This is a genomic window from Streptomyces sp. NPDC089799 (assembly GCF_040684755.1).
In the GTDB taxonomy this organism is placed as follows: domain Bacteria; phylum Actinomycetota; class Actinomycetes; order Streptomycetales; family Streptomycetaceae; genus Streptomyces.
Genome location: NZ_JBFBGR010000002.1, coordinates 257,318 through 273,862, shown reverse-complemented (window position 1 = coordinate 273,862; position 16,545 = coordinate 257,318). Strand labels below are relative to the sequence as shown.

Sequence of the window (16,545 nt, the reverse complement as noted above, 5' to 3'; positions counted from 1 at the left end):
AAGGAGGCCCGGTGGGCAAGACGTACGCAGGTGCACGGCTGCGGCGGCTGCGCGAGGAGCGCCGGATGAGCCAGGCCGAACTGGCCCGCGTCCTGGCCATCTCCCCCAGCTACCTGAATCAGATGGAGCACGACTCCCGGCCCCTCACCGTGCCGGTCCTGCTGCGGCTGACCGAGGCGTTCGGCGTGGACCCCGGCTTCTTCTCGGAACGTGACACCAGCCGTCTTGTCGCGGACCTGCGCGAGGCTCTGGCGAACGAGGTCGCCGAGGCCCGGGTCTCTCCCTCGGACCTGGCCGAGCTCGCCACCCGGATGCCTGCGGTGGCCTCCGTCCTGCTGGACCTGGGCCGGCGCAGCCAACTCCTGGCGGAGCGGCTGGCGGACACCGCGGACGGCAGGGACGGGGGCACGGCCGCGCCCCGTTCACCGCACGAGGAGATCCGCGAGTTCTTCCACCGGCGCCAGAACTACCTCCACGACACCGACCTCGCCGCCGAAACCCTCGCCCGGGACCTCGGCGTCCGCCCGGGAGAGGTCGTCCGGGTGCTGTCGAACCGTCTCACCGGGCACCACGGGATCCGGCTCGCCCCGGACTCCGACCGGCTGCACCACTACGACGAAGGGACACGGGTCCTGCACCTGTCCGGCCGGCTCCGCCCCGGCCAGCAGGCGTTCCGCATGGCCACCCAGCTCGCCCTGCTCGAGTACGGCGACGAGCTGGACCGGCTCGCCACCGAGGACTTCCAGGCCGGCTCCCCCGCGCACGGCCTGGCCCGCATCGGCATCGCCAACTACTTCGCCGCCGCGCTGATCCTCCCGTACGGCGCCTTCCACACGGCGGCCGAGGAGTTCCGCTACGACATCGAACGCCTCACCGACCACTTCGGCCTCGGCTACGAGACCGTCTGCCACCGCCTGAGCACCCTGCAACGCCCCAGGCTGCGCGGGGTCCCGTTCTCCTTCGTCCGGGTCGACCGGGCCGGGAACATGTCGAAGCGGCAGTCCGCCACCGGGTTCCACTTCTCCCGCGCGGGCGGCACCTGCCCGCTGTGGAACGTCTACGAGGCCTTCGCCGCGCCGAGCCGGATCCATGTCCAGGTCGCCGCCATGCCCGACGGGCAGCGGTACCTGTGGACAGCGCGCGCCGTCACCCGTCACCGCGGCGGCTGGGGCGAACCCGGCAAGACCTTCGCCATCGGGCTCGGCTGCGAGCTCCGGCACGCGCACCGGCTCGTCTACTCCGACGGCCTCGACCTCGACAACACCTCCGCCGCCACCCCCATCGGCATGGGGTGCCGGCTCTGCGAACGCCTCGACTGCCCCCAGCGCGCCGTCCCGCCCCTGGGCCGGGCCCTGACCGTCGACGAGAACAGCAGCACGTTCATCCCCTACCCCGTGGCTCGGGGCCGCGACTGAGGATCCGGCTCAGCCCAGCCGCCGGGCCTCCGCCTCGGTCACCGGGTCTCCCGCCCGCACTCCGTGGAGCACGTGGGCGAGCACCTCGGCGCCGCGGACCACGCGGGGACCCGGTCGGTTGAAGTACGCCGGGCCGTCCAGCACCCACACCTCACCGGCCCTCACGGCGGGCAGCTCCTGCCAGCCCGGCAGGGCAGTGAGCAGGTCGATCTCCGCCATGGTCCGTTCGGGCGGGAACCCGCAGGGCAGGACGAGCACCACGTCCGGGCGGGCCTCACGGACCGCCTCCCAGGTCATCGGCCTGGTGTGCTCGCCGGGCTCGGCCAGCAGCGGTTCCCCGCCGGCCGCGCCGATCTGTTCCGGTACCCAGTGGCCGGCCGGCCACAGCGGGTCGAGCCACTCGATGGCGACGACCCGGGGCCTGGCCCTGCCCCGGGTGAGCCGGCGGACCTCGTCGAGCCGGCCGCGCAGTTCGGTGCGCCGCTGCTCGGCCCGCCCCCGCACCCCGAGCAGGTCCCCTACGGTGACCAGGCAGTCGAGCACGTCGTCGAGGGTCTTGGGCTCCAGGCTGAGGACCCGGGGACCGGTGTCCATGACGCGCACCGCGCGGGAGACGCCTTCGTAGGACACCGCGCAGACGTCGCACAGGTCCTGGGTGAGCAGGACGTCCGGTGCGAGCGCGGCGAGCGCCTCCGTGTCCAGGGTGTAGAGCGAGGAGCCGGAGTGGGCGGCCCCGCCGACCGCCTCGGAGATCTCCCGGCTGCTGAGGTCGTCCGCGGCGAATTCGGCGCGGGTCACGACGGGCACGGAGGCGACGGCGGCGGGCGGCCAGTCGCATTCGTGGGTGCGTCCGACCAGGTCGGCGGCCAGTCCGAGGTCCGCCACGATGTCCGTGGCCGCCGGAAGCAGGGAGACGATGCGCATGCTCCGACTGTAGGCGCGCGGCCGAAGGCTCCGGACCTGCCGAGGACGTCCACCGCGACATCGCTCGGGGAGTGCGCCCGCCGGACCCGGATCGCATCCTGCGGATGGATCGTCATGCCCGATCGTCATGTCCGATCGTCATGCCCGTGGGCGTGACAGCAGGACGACTCCCGGTCAGCCGCACGGCCTGAAGCGAGCGAAGGGCGGACCGTCGTGGATGGTCATCCGGTGACGGGGATCCCGAGTTCGTCGAGCAGTGCGCGGACCCGCCGCTCGATCCGGTCGCGGATGGGCCGGACGGCGGCGACGCCCTGTCCGGCGGGGTCTTCGAGGGTCCAGTCGAGGTAGCGCTTGCCGGGGAAGTACGGGCAGGCATCGCCGCAGCCCATGGTGATCACCACGTCGGACGCCTGGACGGCCTCCACGGTCAGCACCTTCGGTGTCTCGGCGGAGATGTCGATGCCGACCTCCGCCATGGCCTCGACCACGGCCGGGTTGACGGCGTCGGCCGGGGCGGAACCGGCGGAGCGGACCTCGACGCGGCCCCGGCCGAGGTGGGTGAGGAAGGCGGCGCCCATCTGTGAGCGGCCTGCGTTGTGGACGCAGACGAACAGCACGGACGGGCGGGAGGCGGACGGGTTCACAGCAGGAGACTCCAGTGGCTCCCCGCTCACGCCTCCACCTCCTCGGCGGCCTGCGGTGCCTTCAAGACAGCGGCGAGGCGTTCCAGGGCTGCGGGCAGCACCCAGTAGTAGACCCAGGTGCCACGGCGTTCGCAGTCGACCAGCCCGGCCTGCCGCAGCAGCTTGAGGTGATGGGAGATCGTCGGCTGGGACAGCTCGAAGGCCGGCGTCAGCTCGCACACGCAGACCTCGCCCCCGTCCCGGGAGGCGATCATCGACAGGAGCCGCAGCCGGACCGGGTCACCCAGGGCCTTGAACACCTTCGCCAGGTCGGCGGCCTGGTCCTCGTCCAGCGGGGCGGCAGCGAGCCGGCCGCAGCAGGCTTGGGCCTCCTGACCGAGGACCACGAGCTCTTGTTTCGGCATGTCTCTATATTGACGCCCTTCGATCCAAGACGCAATGTTGAATCGAAGAACATCGAAGCAGCCTGTTCCTGCCCTCGCCGGGCAGGGCATTTTGCCCGTTGGGAGCCATCGTCATGAGCGGGCAATCCACCGACCTGCGCGAAACCGTCCGCCGCCGCTACGCCGCGGCAGCCCGCCAGGTCACCGAGGGCGGCACCGCCTGCTGCGGGCCGGAGGCCATCGAGATCGACGAGAACTTCGGCTCCACCCTCTACGCCGCCGGTGAGTGCGAGGCACTGCCCGCCGAGGCCGTCGCAGCCTCCCTCGGCTACGGCAACCCCACCGCCGTCGCGGACCTGCGCGAAGGCGAGCGGGTCCTGGACCTGGGCTCGGGCGGCGGCATCGACGTCCTCCTCTCTGCCCGCCGCGCGAGACCTTCCGCGTCCTCAAGCCCGGCGGCCGCCTCGGCATCTCCGACGTCGTCGCCGACGACACCCTCACCCCCGAGCAACGGGCCGGGCGCGGGGACCACGTCGGCTGCATCGCCGGCGCCCTCTCCTTCGCCGAGTACCGCCACGGGCTGGAGGCCGCCGGGTTCGCGAACGTCGAGATCACCCCGACGCACGCCGTCGCCGACGGCATGCACTCCGCCATCGTCCGCGCCACCAAGCCCACCACTGCGCCCTCCCCGGCCGAAGAGGCCGCCGGGCCCCGAACACCAACGGCGCCGGAGCGCCCTCTTCCAGCCCCTGGATTCCGTACGCCGTCAACGCCGCCGGGGGCGAGTGGCGTTGGTGGCCACGCTCCACCCATGCGCGCGAGCGGGAGGCCGGCTGACGGACAACGAGCGGCGCGTCATCGCAGCAGAACTCCGCTGCCCACCCCCTCCCGAGGCAACGCCGGGGCGGCGAAAACACTGGCGCGCGGAGCCTGCGGAACCGGGTAACGTCTTTGTCATGTTCTTCCAGACCACCGATGACGAGTGAGAGCGTGACGGGCCCCCGCTGACGTCCCTCCACGTCGCCGCGCCCGTCCCCCACCGATGAATCCGTAGATCACTTCACATCACCACCGGGAGAACCCGTGACCGACAGCAAGAACATCAACAACCCCGTGGGCCAGGGCGGCGGCCAGCGCAAGAGGCAGTCCCGCGCCGAACGGCAGAACAACGGTCCGCACCGCAACCTCGACCGCCAGGGCGCCGCCGACAGGAAGGCGGAGCTGGTGCGCAAGATGCGCGAGAAGACGGCCGCAGCCGAGGCCGCCGGCCAGGCGAGCGACGGCACCGCACAGAACTGACGCACCGCCGCAGAGCGGCACCCCACGGAGCAGGGCCCGGACCACGGCGCAGGGTCCGGGCCCTGCCTCCGTACCAGGGCTCCCCCACCGCACCGGGCGACGCGGCACATGAGCCGCAGGGCCACCACTGCTCACGACCACCGCGAAATGGCCCCGGACGCACGAAAGGCCGCCCTCCCACGGATGAGAGAACGGCCTCCGACCTGCGTTTCCGCATGGTCGGGACGACAGGATTTGAACCTGCGACCCCTTGACCCCCAGTCAAGTGCGCTACCAAGCTGCGCCACGTCCCGATGCTCCTGTCACCCGGTGTGATCCCCGGGTGGCGGTGCAGGAAGAACATTACCCCACGCCGAAGGGTGCTCACGCACCGGTCACCGGCGCGCGAGGATGGGGGTGTGAGCGACAGGGACAGGGACGGTGCCGGGCGGGCGCGGAACGCGCGGCCGCGGGACGGGCTGGGGCGGCCGTTGCCCTACGGGGAGACCGGGGTCGAGCGGCAGCCCGAGGGGGTGGTGCGGGGTCCGGAGGAGACCGTGCGGGAGGCGCAGCGGCTGCTGGACGCCGGGATGCCGTTCCACGCGCACGAGGTGTTCGAGGACGCCTGGAAGACCGGGCCGGCGGAGGAGGCCGGGCTGTGGCGGGCGCTGGCGCAGCTGGCGGTCGGGCTGACGCACGCCGCGCGCGGGAACGCCGTGGGCGGGGCCCGGCTGCTGCGCCGCGGTGCCGCAGGGCTCGGAGGCGGCGGGGTGGCGTACGGGATGGACCTGGGCGCCCTGGTCCGGTGGGCCGACGGGCTGGCCCACCGGGTGGAGCGCGGGGAGCGGATCGACGCCGCGCGGGAGGCGCCGCGGCTGACCGGCGGATAGGGGCCGGTCGGGCCTCTGGGGCCTGTCCGGCGGATGCACCGCAGCGGACGCCGCGACCTACCGGTCCCGATCCGCCGGACAGGTCCTAGCCAACCGGCTGGAGGAGGTCCCAGCGGTTGCCGTAGAGGTCCTCGAAGACCACGACCGAGCCGTACGCCTCGTGCCTCGGCTCCTCCAGGAAGCGGACGCCCTCGGCCGCCATGCGGGCGTGGTCGCGGGCGAAGTCGTCGGTGTGGAGGAAGAAGCCGACCCGGCCTCCGGTCTGGTCGCCGACGCGGGCGCGCTGGGCGTCGTTCTTGGCGCGGGCCAGCAGCAGGGCGGACTCCTTGGCGCCGGGCGGCCGGACCACCACCCAGCGGGAGCCGTCGGGACGTGCGGTGTCCTCGGCGAGCTCGAAGCCGAGCGCACGGGTGTAGAAGTCGATGGCCTCGTCGTAGTCGGCGACGACGAGGGCGGTCAGGGCGATGTGGGAGGGCATCCGCTCATTGTGCCGGGCCGTCGGGGCGGTCCAGGCGGCCGGAGTCGTCGAGGAGTACGACGTCCAGGGTGCGCGGGCCGTGGACGCCCTCGACCCGGTCCAGCTCGATGTCGCTGGTGGCCGAGGGGCCGGAGATCCAGGTCAGCGGGCGGGTGGGGTCGAGGAGCGGCAGCGCCTGCGGGACGGAGTCGACCACCTGGCCGGGGGCCCGCACCACGCAGATGTGGTGGTCGGGGACCAGGGTGATGCGACGGCGGCCCTGGTCCGGGCCGGCGTCCAGGACGATGGTGCCGGTCTCGGCGATGGCCAGGGCACAGCCCGTCACCACACTGTCCACCGCGTCGAGTTCGGCGGTGGTCTGCCCCGCCCGGTCCGCCACCTGCGTCACCCCTGCCGTGGCGAGCCAGTGCGCGGGGAGCGCGGGCGGCACCAGGACGGTGCGCGCCTCGCGTTCGGCAAGGAGGCGCATCAGGAGCGGCGCGACGCCGTTCCCGTCGGTGCGGTGGACGCGGGCGCGGTACTCGGCCAGGTTGGCGGCCAGGAGGTCCACCCGCTGCTCGGGGGTGCGGTCCGCGTGGGTGGTCAGGTAGTCCCGCCGGACGGCCGCCGCGAGCGTGTCCGCCGGGTCTTCCGGGGCACCGACCGCCCGCCGGATGCGGGCGAGGATCTGGTCCCTGCTGCTCACTTCGGCGTGTTCCCTTCTTTCGCCCGTTCGCGTGCCGCCCACCAGTCCCGGAACGACTGCGCCGGGGGCACCGGCAGCTCCCGGGTGTCGGTCCAGGCCCGGCCCGAGCGGCCGGGCAGCCGGTGCGGGCGGAATCGGCGGGTGCGGGCGAGCACGCGCTCGGCGGCACGCAGCGCGCCCGGGTGGTCCAGGAGCAGCCGGGCCCCGCGCATCGCGGCGCGTTCCGCCGCGTGCCCCTTGGCCGGGCGGAGCCGGACCCGTACGCCCTGCCGGGTCACCGGGCCGCCCTGCGCGACCCGCTCGCGCAGGTGCACCAGGACCTCGGGGATGTCGATGGCCACCGGGCAGACCTCGTAGCAGGCGCCGCACAGGGTGGAGGCGTACGGCAGGGAGGCGTCGATCTCGGAGGCGGTGCCGCGCAGCTGGGGACTGAGGATGGCGCCGATCGGGCCGGGGTAGACCGAGCCGTAGGCGTGGCCGCCGGCCCGTTCGTAGACCGGGCAGACGTTGAGGCAGGCGGAGCAGCGGATGCAGCGCAGGGCCTGCCGGCCCACCTCGTCGGCGAGGGTGTCGGTGCGGCCGTTGTCGAGCAGGACCAGGTGGAAGGCGGACGGGCCGTCGCCGTCGGCCCCCTTCGACGGGCCCAGCCCGGTCCACATGGTGGTGTACGGGTTCATCCGTTCGGCCGTGGAGGAGCGCGGCAGGGTCTGGAGGAAGATCTCCAGGTCGCGGAAGGTGGGGACCACCTTCTCGATGCCGACGACGGAGATGAGCGTCTCGGGCAGGGTCAGGCACATGCGGCCGTTGCCCTCCGATTCCAGGACCACCATGGTGCCGGTCTCGGCGACCATGAAGTTGGCCCCGGAGACGCCCACCTTGGCCCGGAGGAACTTCTCCCGCAGGTGCAGCCGGGCCGCCTCGGCGAGCGCCGCCGGGGTGTCGTCCATCCCCTCCGGTGCGGGCCGTCCCCACTCCCCCATCTCGCGGGCGAAGATGTCGCGGATCTCGCCGCGGTTGCGGTGGATGGCCGGGACCAGGATGTGCGAGGGCCGGTCGTGGCCGAGCTGCACGATGAGCTCGGCGAGGTCGGTCTCGTACGCGGCGATGCCGGCGGCTTCCAGGGCCTCGTTGAGACCGGTCTCCTGGGTGGCCATCGACTTGACCTTGACGACCTCGCGTTCGCCGGTGGCGCGGACCAGTTCGGTGACGATCCGGTTGGCCTCGTCGGCGTCGGCGGCCCAGTGGACGGTGCCGCCGGCCGCCGTGACCGCTTCCTCCAGCTGGAGCAGGTAGTGGTCGAGCCGGCGGAGGGTGTGGTCCTTGACGGCCCGTCCGGCTTCGCGCAGCCGGTCCCAGTCGGCGAGTTCGGCGACGGCGCGGGCCCGCTTGTCGCGGATGGTGTGGGTGGCGTGCCGCAGGTTGGCGCGCAGGGTGTCGTCGTGTACGGCCTCCCGCGCGGCGGCGGGGAAGGCGGGCATGCCGACGAACGTGTGCGTGCCCGCACGCGTACCTGTTCCCGTACCGGTTCCTGTTCCCGTTCCCGTGCCCATGCCTGTTCCCGACCCCGACCCCGACCCCGACCCCGACCCCGTTCCGGTCCCGTTCACAGCAGCGGCTCCGCTTCGGTGGCGGCCAGGATCTCGGCGAGGTGCAGGGTGCGCAGCGGGGAACCGGCCCGGCGCAGGGTGCCGCCGAGGTGGGCCAGGCAGGAGTTGTCCGCGCCGCACAGGACGGACGCGCCGGTGGCGGTGGCGTGGCGCAGCTTGTCGGCGGCCATCGCGGCGGACACGTCCGGGTTCTTCACGGCGAAGGTGCCGCCGAATCCGCAGCACTCCTCGGCGGCGGGGAGTTCGACCAGCTCCAGCCCCTTCACCGCGGCCAGCAGCCGTCGCGGCCGGTCGCCGAGGCCCAGTCCGCGCAGTCCGTGGCAGGAGGGGTGGTAGGTGACGGTGTGCGGGAAGTACGCGCCCACGTCGGTCACTCCGAGGACGTCGACCAGGAACTCGGTGAGCTCGTACACGCGCGGGGCGAGGTCCGCGGCGAGGGCGGCCAGGGCCCCGCCCCGCCCCTCCGCGGCGGCCTTCGCGCCGATCCGCGGATAGTGCTCGCGGATCATCGCCGCGCAGGAGCCGGACGGGGTGACCACGTGGCTGTACTCGGCGAAGGCGGCGGCGGTACGGCGCAGGAGCGGCTCGGTCTCGTACCGGTAGCCGGTGTTGTACTGGGGCTGGCCGCAGCAGCTCTGGGCCGCCGGGAAGTCGGCCTCCACCCCCAGCCGCTCCAGCAGCCGGACCACGGCGATGCCGGTGCCCGGGTACAGCGCGTCGTTGACGCAGGTGACGAACAGGGCGACGCGCATGACGGGCAGAATAGCCGGGTGAAGAAGTTCTCAGTGATCGGTATAGGCGCGGGCGACCCGGACCACCTCACCCTGCAGGCGGTCAAGGCGATCGGCGCGGCGGACGCCTTCCTCATCCTGGAGAAGGGCGAGGAGAAGGCGGACCTGACCGGGCTGCGGCGCGCGATGCTCGACGAGCACGCCCGCCCCGGCCACAGGCTGGTGGAGGGCCGCGACCCGGACCGCGACCGCACCCCGGCCGACTACGCGCCCACGGTCGACGGCTGGCGCAGCGCACGGGCGGGGATCTTCGAGCGGTTCATCGCGGAGGACCTCGCCGACGGCGAGACCGGAGCGTTCCTGGTGTGGGGTGACCCGTCCCTGTACGACTCCACGCTGGCGATCCTGGAGGAGGTCACCGAGCACGGGCGGGTGGAGTTCGCCTACGAGGTGGTGCCGGGCGTCAGCAGCATCTCGGCGCTGCTGGCCAGGCACCGCACGAACCTGAACCGGGTGGGCCGCCCGGTCCAGATCACCACCGGCCGGCGGCTGGCCGAGGGCTGGCCGGCCGACGCGGACGACGTGGTGGTGATGCTGGACGCGCGGCACGCGTTCACCCGGTACCTGGACCAGGACCTGTACATCTACTGGGGTGCGTACGTCGGCACCCCGGACGAGATCCTGGTGCAGGGGAAGCTGGCCGAGGTGTCCGGGCGGATCGAGGAGCTGCGGACCGAGGCGCGGACCCGCAAGGGCTGGATCATGGACACCTACCTGCTGCGGCGGGGCTGATCCCCGGGCTCGGCAGGTCCCCGGGCGCGGCTGATCCCGGGCCGGGCCGCCGGACCCGGCTCCGGGCCCGGCTCGGGCGCGGCTCCGGCCCCGCCCGGTTGGGCCCGGCTCCGGCTCAGGCCCGGCTCAGGTAGGCCGGCAGCACCGCCGCCAGGCGTTCGTACTCCTCGGGGCGGTTGTAGATCTGGCCGCAGACCCGGATGCCGCCGCCGCCCGGCCAGGGCCAGATCAGCGTCCGGATGCGGTGCCGGGCCGCGATGTCCTCGCGGAGCGCGGCGGCCTCGTCCCGGGTCTCGGCGATGCCGGGCGGCAGCCGGAGGGCGCGCATGGCCAGGCCCTCGGAGTACGGGAGCGGCCGCAGGCCGGGGAGTTCGGCGAGGACCTCCGCCCCGTACGCGGCGAGGGCGCTGTTGTGGGAGCGCACCTTGGCCGCGTCGAGCCGGTCGAGCAGGTCGAGGCCCTCGGGGGCGGCCAGCCAGCTGGTGTAGTCGACGGTGGCCCGGTATTCGACCGACCGGGGGAAGCCGTGGTGGTCCTCCCAGGAGGGCACCAGCGCGCGGACCCGGGCACGGTGGTCCGGGGCGACGGCGAGTACGGCGCTCCCGGGCGGGGCGTAACCCCATTTGTGGAGGTTGCCGAACCAGAAGTCGGGTCGGCCGGCGAGGGGGTCGGGGATCATGCCGAGGGCGTGGGCGCCGTCGACGACGGTGGTGACGCCCCGCTCGCGGAGCTCGGCGAGGAGCCGCGGGCCAGCGATGATCCGGGCGGTGGGCGAGCTGATGTGGTCGAGTACGGCGACCGTGGTGCGCGGGGTGAGGGCGGCGAGGACCGCCTCGCACACGGCGTCCTCGTCGGGCAGGTCGGGGCCCAGTGGCACGGTGGTGACGGGGGCGAAGCGGGCGGCGGCCGCGACGACGGTGCCGTAGCCGTGGTCGGTGACGAGGATCTCGTCACCGGGCCGGAAGGGGATCGCGGTGAGGGCGAGGTTGGCGCCCTCGGTGGCGTTCGACACGAAGGCGAGGCCGGCCGGGTCGGCGCCGACGGCCTCTCCCACGGTCTCTCGCCCGGCCTCTCCCCCTGTCGCGCCCGCTCCCAGGTGCCGGGCGATCCGCCCACGGGCCTCCTCCACGCGGTCGGCGGCGCCGATGAAGAAGGCGTCGGGATCGGTGTGGAGTTCCCGCTGGAGGGCGGTCTGCGCGTCCTGGACGGGTATGGGGACGGCGCCGAAGGAACCGTGGTTGAGGTGGGCGACGTCGGGCGACAGCCGGAACAGCTGCCGCCCGCCGGGGAACTCTGCGACGGTGGTCACGGTGCGGGGCTCCAGGGTGTGGGGCGACGGGTGCGGTGCGCGCGGGGCGGTGGCCCTGCGCCGGTCTCCCCCATCCTGCCCTCCCCACACTCCGTGCGGGGGTGCGGTGTCAGCAGCAGGTCGGGGTGTCGCGGGCGCTCGTCGCCGCGTAGTACTGGAGGTCCTGGACGTCCACCGAACGGGTGACCGGGTAGGGCAGTTCGACCTCGGCGCCCTTCACGGCGCGCCCTGCGCGCACCACTTCCGCCGCGCTGGTGCCCGTACGCAGCGGCAGCAGCTTCGCGTGCAGCCCGGCCGGGGCGTCGTACGAGGTCTTGGCCGAGCCCACCGTCGTACGGACGGACGCCGGCGCGGTCAGGAAGCTGAGCACCTCGACCGAGTCGCGCGGTGCCGCGCTGCCCCGGCGCAGGTTCATCAGCAGCGACTGGTCCCCGGTGGGGTCGGCCGAGGCGAACTGGGTGCGGGAGCTGAGGTACAGGGTGTCCCGGACGATCTTCGGCCAGGAGCCGGTCTTGAACCGGCTCAGGTAGTACGAGCTGAGGTCGAGGTAGGTGTGGCCGTTGTGCAGCGAGGGCGCGAACTGGCTGCCTTCGGAGTAGTCGTTCCAGGTGGTGAGCTGCACCCAGTCGGCGCCGTCCTCGATGGCCCGGGTCCAGGTGGCGCGCAGGGTGGCGGTGTTGCCCGCCTCGTCGTAGATCCCCTGGTTGGGGCGGGCGTCCTGGACGGAGACGGGCTGCATCCAGATCTTGCCGGCCGCGTGGGCGCTCCGTACGTCGCGGGTGGAGCTCTCCTGGCCGGTGTAGGACCGGCTGCCCCACTCGGAGAAGCCGTGGCTGATCGGGGTGAAGGCGGCGTGGTGCGCGCCGAAGTCGAGGAACAGCGGTACGAAGGCGGTGCGGATGCCGTGCTTGGTCTTCAGGGTGTCGAGCACCCGGGTCCACCAGGCCACGCTCTTCTGTTCGGCCTTGAACGGGGAGACGACGAGCCGGCCGTCGGGGAGGCGGTGCGCGGCGGGTGACTTGGCGAGCTGGGCGAGGGAGTCGGCGAGGACGGCCGGGTCGTCCGTCCGGAGCGAGGTCATGTCCGGCATCAGCATGATCCTGAAGCCGGGGTCGGTCGTGTGCGCGGCCTCCATGAGCGCCTTGGACCAGTCCCAGTTCCGGCCGGAGAGGGAGAGCAGGTCGAGGGTGAAGCCGTCCAGGCCGGCCGCGCGGGCGGTGCGCACCTCCTGCTTGAGGTTGGCGAGCACCCAGTTGCCGTCCTTGGGCTGGACGGGCAGCGGCCGGTCGCGGAGCAGTCCTCCGTAGGCGCCGTGTTTGCCGCCCTCGCCGTCCGGGTTGAGGTAGTTGCGGGTGTAGTAGTCCCGGTCGGCGCTGAGGTTGTCGAGGGACAGCGGGTAGGGGGTGAAGTAGTGGGCGAAGACGAGCTTCCTGCTCTTCTTCAGGGTCGCGGACGGCGGGAGGTCGAAGGGCAGGACGCCCGCCGGGCGGGTCGTGGCCGGCCCGTCCTGGCCGCCCCCGCCGCCCTTGCTCGGGCCGGCCGTCGGCATCTGCCCGGCGGGGAGGGGTGCTTCGCCGCTGCCCGGGGCGGGCGGTGTGGGGCTCGCGGCGGCTCCGCCCGGGGCTGCCGCGCCCTTCCCGGCCGGGCGGGAGGCCGTGCCCGTGGTTCCGGCACCGGCCCGGAAGGGGTCCCAGACGATGCCGGCCAGGACGCAGCCCGTCACCAGCAGGCAGGCGACGACCAGGAAGGACACCGCCGGCCGTCGCCGGCGGACCGGCCGTCTCTTCCGGTGATGCACAGTCATGCCCCGGTCCCTCCCTGGAATATGCCCCGTCCTGGGACTGGACAGCAGTAGAGCGGATTCCCGTCCGGCGGACAACCGTTCACGGGTCGTACGGGCATGGCACGTACGTCACAGGCACCACGGGAACTACGCAGCCGGGTTCACCGTCCACCCCCCGCCCGCGCCGCCCGGGTCCGGCCCTCACCGGCGCCGTACGCGGCCCCGCGCCGCGCTCCCGCATCCGTCTACCGGAGCCGTCGACGGGCCGGGGGACCGGCCTGGGGGCGGGCCTCTGGGGCCGGGCTCGGGGGCCGGGCTCGGGGGCGGCGGGCCCGGCCCCGTACGCGCGCACCGGCGCCCCGTTCAGAGGGAAGGGGCCACCGGATAGCGGGCGTTTTGGCGGAATATGCCGTTCCCCTGGCCATCCCGCACAACTGGCGCATACTCGTCGTTGATACGGCTTGAAATCACCAGCCGTCGCTCGGGACACGTATGCATGGGACACGTATGCATGGGGGCATCGTGCCGATGAAGACCCTGCCGACCACGGCGGACGAACTGTCCAGACTGCTCACCGCCGTTCGGCGCGGGCGGGTGGTGACGGTCACCGGGCACTCCCGGGAGCCGCGCAGCCTGCTCGTCCGCGAGATCGCGCAACGGCTCGCCTCGAACTTCCTCGACGGCACGGCGGTGGTCACCGTGCGCCACGGCTTCGGCGTACGGCGGCTCTCCGCCGCGCTGGACTGCGCGCCGGATACGCCGTTCCCGCCGCGCGGCACCGCCGGCGCTGCCTCCTACCTCGCCGAGCGGGACATGCTGCTCGTGCTCGACGACGCCGACCGGCTCACCCTGGAGGCCCTCGACTGGCTGCGCGGGCTGCCGGCCGTCGCTCCCGGGCTGCGGATCCTGGCCGCCGGGCGGTTCCCGCTGGGACTGGAGCAGGAACGCGTGCACCGGCTCTGACCCACGGTTCCGTCCGGCGTGCCCGCGCCCTTGCCCGCTGTCGTGCCTGCCGGCGTGCGCACCGACACGCCCGTCACCCCGACGGCTGACGTGCCGCCGGCGTGCCCGCTGCCGTGCCCATCGGCCTGCCCGCTGACCTGCCCGTTCACATGCCACACCGCTGCCACGGCACTGACATACGGCTGCCACAGCGCCGCCGCACGCCGCCCCTAGGGTCTTGCTGCGTACGTCACACGTCCCCGCACGTACAGGAGACCATCGTGAGCGAGCACCCCCGGAAGAGCTCCGTCGGCAGACGCGGATTCCTGGCCGGAGCCGCGGCCGCGGCCGCCGCGGCCGCCACCCCGGGCCTGGCCCGGGCGGCCGGCCCGGCGGCCACCGCGTCCGCGTCCGCGTCCCGCCCGAACATCCTGCTGATCGTCACCGACGACCAGCCCAAGCAGACGCACTGGGCCACCCCGAAACTGATCGACTGGCTGGGCGGACAGGGCGTCACCTTCACCCACGGGCACGCGGCCACGCCGCTGTGCTCCCCCTCCCGGTCCTCCGTGTTCTCCGGCCGTCACGCCCACAACCACGGCGTCCGCAACAACGCGGCCTCGTACAGTCTGAACCAGGCCACCACCGTCCAGCGCTACCTCAAGCAGGCCGGCTACCGCACCGGCCTGTTCGGCAAGTACCTCAACTCCTGGACGCTCGCCGACAATCCACCGCACTTCGAGGAATGGGCGCTCCTCCAGCCGGGCTTCAACAACGCCAACTGGAACATCAACGGCACGGTGCAGCAGCTCGCGGGCTACACCACCAACATCATCAAGAACCGCACCCTGGCCTTCCTCGACGCAGCGGCCACCGACACCCGCCCGTGGTTCGCGTACGTCACCCCCTACGCCTCGCACGAGCCCAACACCCCCGCCGCGAAGTACGCCGACACCCCCGTGCCGGTCTGGAACGGCCGCCCCTCCGTCCCGGAGGACGACCGCGGCGACAAGCCCAACTACATCAAGAACGCCACCGCCACCCTCGCCGACGCCCGGGCGCTGCGGCAGCGGCAGCTGCGCGCCCTGCTCTCCGTGGACGACGCGGTGGACGCGATCCGCGAGAAGCTCGCGGCGCTCGGCCAGCTGGACAACACCCTGGTCATCTACACCGCCGACAACGGCTACACCTGGGCCGACCACGGCTGGCTGAAGAAGTCGGTGCCCTACTCCCCCTCCCACGAAGTCCCCTTCCACCTTTCCTGGCCGGCCGCCGGACTCGGCGCGGGCACCACCGACAACCGGATCGTCGCCAACATCGACATCGCGCCGACGATCCTGGACGCGGCCGGGATCACCCCGACGCACAGCCAGGACGGGCACTCCCTGCTGGGCTCCGCCTCCCGGGACCACCTCCTGGTGGAGTGGTGGAAGCAGGGCACCGGCGGCACCGGTCCGAAGACCTGGGCGTCGTACGTGGCAAAGGACCGGCAGTACACCGAGTACTACGACCTGCACACGGACGCCACCGGCGCGGTCTCGGGCACGGGCGCGGTGGCCTTCCGCGAGTACTACGACCTGGCGAGCGACCCGTACCAGCTGACGAACCTGCTCCACGGGGCGACCCCGCAGCAGGAGCAGGCGCTCGGCATACCCGCGCTCGCGGCCGCCCTGGCCGCCGACCGCACCAGCTAGCACCACAGGAGGGGAAACGAACATGTCGCCGAAGTCCTGCTGCACCCCCGGACGGGAGCACGCGCACGCGGAACCCGGCGCGGCCGGGGCCGTACTGCTCGGCCTCTCCCCCACCGTCCGGCGCGGGGACCCGGCGGCGCGACGGGCCGCCCGTGATCTGGTCGACATCGCGGGCGGCCGGTTCCTGATGGGCACCGACGATCCGGACGGGTTCCCGGAGGACGGCGAGGGCCCGGTGCGGGAGGCCGAGGTGGCCGGGTTCCGGATCGCGCCGACCACGGTCACCAACGCGCAGTTCGCCTCCTTCGTCAAGGCCACCGGCCATGTGACGGAGGCGGAGTCCTTCGGCTTCAGCTTCGTCTTCGCCGGGTTCCTCGCCGAGGCCGTGGCGGCCGTTTCGCCCGCCGTCGCGGGCACGCCCTGGTGGCGGGCGGTGTCCGGGGCGAGCTGGCGGTCCCCCGAGGGCCCCGGCTCCTCCTTCGCCGACCGGCAGAACCATCCGGTGGTGCACGTCTCGTGGAACGACGCCCGGGCGTACTGCGCCTGGTCGGGCACCCGGCTGCCGACGGAGACGGAGTGGGAGTACGCGGCCCGGGGCGGACTGGAGCAGGCCCGCTACCCGTGGGGGGACGAGCTCCGGCCGGGCGGGCGGTTCCTGTGCAACATATGGAACGGCGATTTCCCCGTGCACAACACCCGGGCCGACGGCTACGCGGGCACGGCACCGGCGAAGTCCTTCCGGCCCAACGGCCACGGCCTCTACAACACGGTGGGCAACGTGTGGGAGTGGTGCGCGGACCGGTTCCGGCCGCAGGGCGGGGAGGAGCGGGCGATGCGCGGCGGCTCCCACATGTGCCACGACTCGTACTGCAACCGCTACCGGGTGGCGGCCCGTACCCGGAACACACCGGACAGCTCGGCCGGCAACATCGGCTTCCGGGTCGCCGCCGACCCCAGCTGACGGCCGGCGCAGGGGTACGGGAACGCCCC

General features: G+C 73.3%; 16 protein-coding genes, 1 tRNA gene and 1 pseudogene. 8 read left to right on the top strand and 10 right to left on the bottom strand.

Features of this window, described 5'->3' with window-relative positions; all coding sequences use genetic code 11:
- The first annotated feature begins 11 nt into the window (after positions 1–11).
- The gene (locus AB0O36_RS02910) at positions 12–1,415 is read left to right on the top strand and encodes a short-chain fatty acyl-CoA regulator family protein (protein ID WP_365103134.1); all 1,404 of its coding nucleotides are present in this window, start codon (positions 12–14) and stop codon (positions 1,413–1,415) included.
- Between the two features lie 9 nt (positions 1,416–1,424).
- Here AB0O36_RS02910 and AB0O36_RS02905 read toward each other — a convergent pair whose 3' ends face one another.
- The 3 genes from AB0O36_RS02905 to AB0O36_RS02895 form a co-directional block, all read right to left on the bottom strand.
- Positions 1,425–2,339 carry a cobalamin-binding protein gene (locus AB0O36_RS02905; RefSeq protein ID WP_365103132.1) on the bottom strand — a complete coding sequence of 305 codons (915 nt, stop codon included), beginning with the start codon at positions 2,337–2,339 and terminating at the stop codon, positions 1,425–1,427.
- Positions 2,340–2,560: 221 nt separating this feature from the next.
- Entirely contained in the window at positions 2,561–3,013 is a 453-nt protein-coding gene (locus AB0O36_RS02900; protein ID WP_365103129.1) for an arsenate reductase ArsC, read from the bottom strand.
- Positions 3,010–3,387: a metalloregulator ArsR/SmtB family transcription factor gene (locus AB0O36_RS02895; RefSeq protein ID WP_365103127.1), complete on the bottom strand. Its 378-nt coding sequence runs from the start codon at positions 3,385–3,387 to the stop codon at positions 3,010–3,012. The genes AB0O36_RS02900 and AB0O36_RS02895 overlap by 4 nt, the downstream gene beginning before the upstream one ends.
- 113 nt (positions 3,388–3,500) lie before the next feature.
- On the opposite strand from AB0O36_RS02895, the pseudogene AB0O36_RS02890 reads away from it, so the two are divergent.
- Positions 3,501–4,039, top strand: a pseudogene (locus AB0O36_RS02890) (arsenite S-adenosylmethyltransferase); the annotation flags it as partial.
- 410 nt (positions 4,040–4,449) lie between these two features.
- Positions 4,450–4,665, top strand: a complete 216-nt coding sequence (locus AB0O36_RS02885) for a DUF6243 family protein (protein ID WP_365103125.1) — start codon at positions 4,450–4,452, stop codon at positions 4,663–4,665.
- Between the two features lie 216 nt (positions 4,666–4,881).
- Here the strand turns inward: AB0O36_RS02885 and AB0O36_RS02880 are convergent.
- A tRNA-Pro gene (locus AB0O36_RS02880) sits at positions 4,882–4,958 on the bottom strand.
- Between the two features lie 105 nt (positions 4,959–5,063).
- On the opposite strand from AB0O36_RS02880, the gene AB0O36_RS02875 reads away from it, so the two are divergent.
- Positions 5,064–5,534, top strand: coding sequence for a DUF309 domain-containing protein (locus AB0O36_RS02875; protein WP_365103123.1), 471 nt, complete (start codon positions 5,064–5,066; stop codon positions 5,532–5,534).
- Positions 5,535–5,619: 85 nt separating this feature from the next.
- Here AB0O36_RS02875 and AB0O36_RS02870 read toward each other — a convergent pair whose 3' ends face one another.
- From AB0O36_RS02870 to AB0O36_RS02855, 4 genes are all read right to left on the bottom strand, one after another.
- Entirely contained in the window at positions 5,620–6,012 is a 393-nt protein-coding gene (locus AB0O36_RS02870) for a VOC family protein (protein ID WP_365103122.1), read from the bottom strand.
- 4 nt (positions 6,013–6,016) lie between these two features.
- Complete coding sequence (locus AB0O36_RS02865) at positions 6,017–6,697, bottom strand: LUD domain-containing protein (RefSeq protein WP_365103120.1); 681 nt, start codon at positions 6,695–6,697, stop codon at positions 6,017–6,019.
- Complete coding sequence (locus AB0O36_RS02860; RefSeq protein ID WP_365103117.1) at positions 6,694–8,175, bottom strand: lactate utilization protein B; 1,482 nt, start codon at positions 8,173–8,175, stop codon at positions 6,694–6,696. Before AB0O36_RS02860 ends, AB0O36_RS02865 begins: the two co-directional genes overlap by 4 nt.
- A 125-nt stretch (positions 8,176–8,300) precedes the next feature.
- Positions 8,301–9,056, bottom strand: a complete 756-nt coding sequence (locus tag AB0O36_RS02855; protein WP_365103115.1) for a (Fe-S)-binding protein — start codon at positions 9,054–9,056, stop codon at positions 8,301–8,303.
- Positions 9,057–9,074: 18 nt separating this feature from the next.
- On the opposite strand from AB0O36_RS02855, the gene cobF reads away from it, so the two are divergent.
- On the top strand, positions 9,075–9,827 hold the full coding sequence (gene cobF, locus AB0O36_RS02850) for a precorrin-6A synthase (deacetylating) (RefSeq protein WP_365103112.1): 753 nt from the start codon (positions 9,075–9,077) through the stop codon (positions 9,825–9,827).
- 115 nt (positions 9,828–9,942) lie between these two features.
- Here cobF and AB0O36_RS02845 read toward each other — a convergent pair whose 3' ends face one another.
- Together AB0O36_RS02845 and AB0O36_RS02840 are read right to left on the bottom strand one after the other, a co-directional pair.
- The gene (locus AB0O36_RS02845) at positions 9,943–11,136 is read right to left on the bottom strand and encodes an aminotransferase class V-fold PLP-dependent enzyme (protein ID WP_365103110.1); all 1,194 of its coding nucleotides are present in this window, start codon (positions 11,134–11,136) and stop codon (positions 9,943–9,945) included.
- Positions 11,137–11,245: 109 nt separating this feature from the next.
- Positions 11,246–12,940: a glycoside hydrolase family 71 protein gene (locus tag AB0O36_RS02840; protein WP_365103108.1), complete on the bottom strand. Its 1,695-nt coding sequence runs from the start codon at positions 12,938–12,940 to the stop codon at positions 11,246–11,248.
- Positions 12,941–13,441: 501 nt separating this feature from the next.
- Here AB0O36_RS02840 and AB0O36_RS02835 point away from each other — a divergent pair.
- From AB0O36_RS02835 to AB0O36_RS02825, 3 genes are all read left to right on the top strand, one after another.
- Positions 13,442–13,882 carry a hypothetical protein gene (locus tag AB0O36_RS02835; RefSeq protein ID WP_365103106.1) on the top strand — a complete coding sequence of 147 codons (441 nt, stop codon included), beginning with the start codon at positions 13,442–13,444 and terminating at the stop codon, positions 13,880–13,882.
- A 260-nt stretch (positions 13,883–14,142) separates the two neighbouring features.
- A complete protein-coding gene (locus tag AB0O36_RS02830) occupies positions 14,143–15,555 on the top strand; it encodes a sulfatase (protein ID WP_365103103.1) in 1,413 nt (470 codons plus the stop codon).
- A 22-nt stretch (positions 15,556–15,577) separates the two neighbouring features.
- Positions 15,578–16,516 (top strand): formylglycine-generating enzyme family protein, encoded by a 939-nt coding sequence (locus AB0O36_RS02825; protein WP_365103101.1) that lies wholly within the window; start codon positions 15,578–15,580, stop codon positions 16,514–16,516.
- Positions 16,517–16,545: the final 29 nt, after the last annotated feature.

Bases quoted from the DNA above. Each gene is read 5' to 3' on its own strand.
- AB0O36_RS02905 (WP_365103132.1), bottom strand. From the start codon at position 2,339: ATGCGCATCGTCTCCCTGCTTCCGGCGGCCACGGACATCGTGGCGGAC.
- AB0O36_RS02895 (WP_365103127.1), bottom strand. From the start codon at position 3,387: ATGCCGAAACAAGAGCTCGTGGTCCTCGGTCAGGAGGCCCAAGCCTGC.
- AB0O36_RS02870 (WP_365103122.1), bottom strand. From the start codon at position 6,012: ATGCCCTCCCACATCGCCCTGACCGCCCTCGTCGTCGCCGACTACGAC.
- AB0O36_RS02860 (WP_365103117.1), bottom strand. From the start codon at position 8,175: ATGCCCGCCTTCCCCGCCGCCGCGCGGGAGGCCGTACACGACGACACC.
- AB0O36_RS02855 (WP_365103115.1), bottom strand. From the start codon at position 9,056: ATGCGCGTCGCCCTGTTCGTCACCTGCGTCAACGACGCGCTGTACCCG.
- AB0O36_RS02840 (WP_365103108.1), bottom strand. From the start codon at position 12,940: ATGACTGTGCATCACCGGAAGAGACGGCCGGTCCGCCGGCGACGGCCG.
- AB0O36_RS02825 (WP_365103101.1), top strand. From the start codon at position 15,578: ATGTCGCCGAAGTCCTGCTGCACCCCCGGACGGGAGCACGCGCACGCG.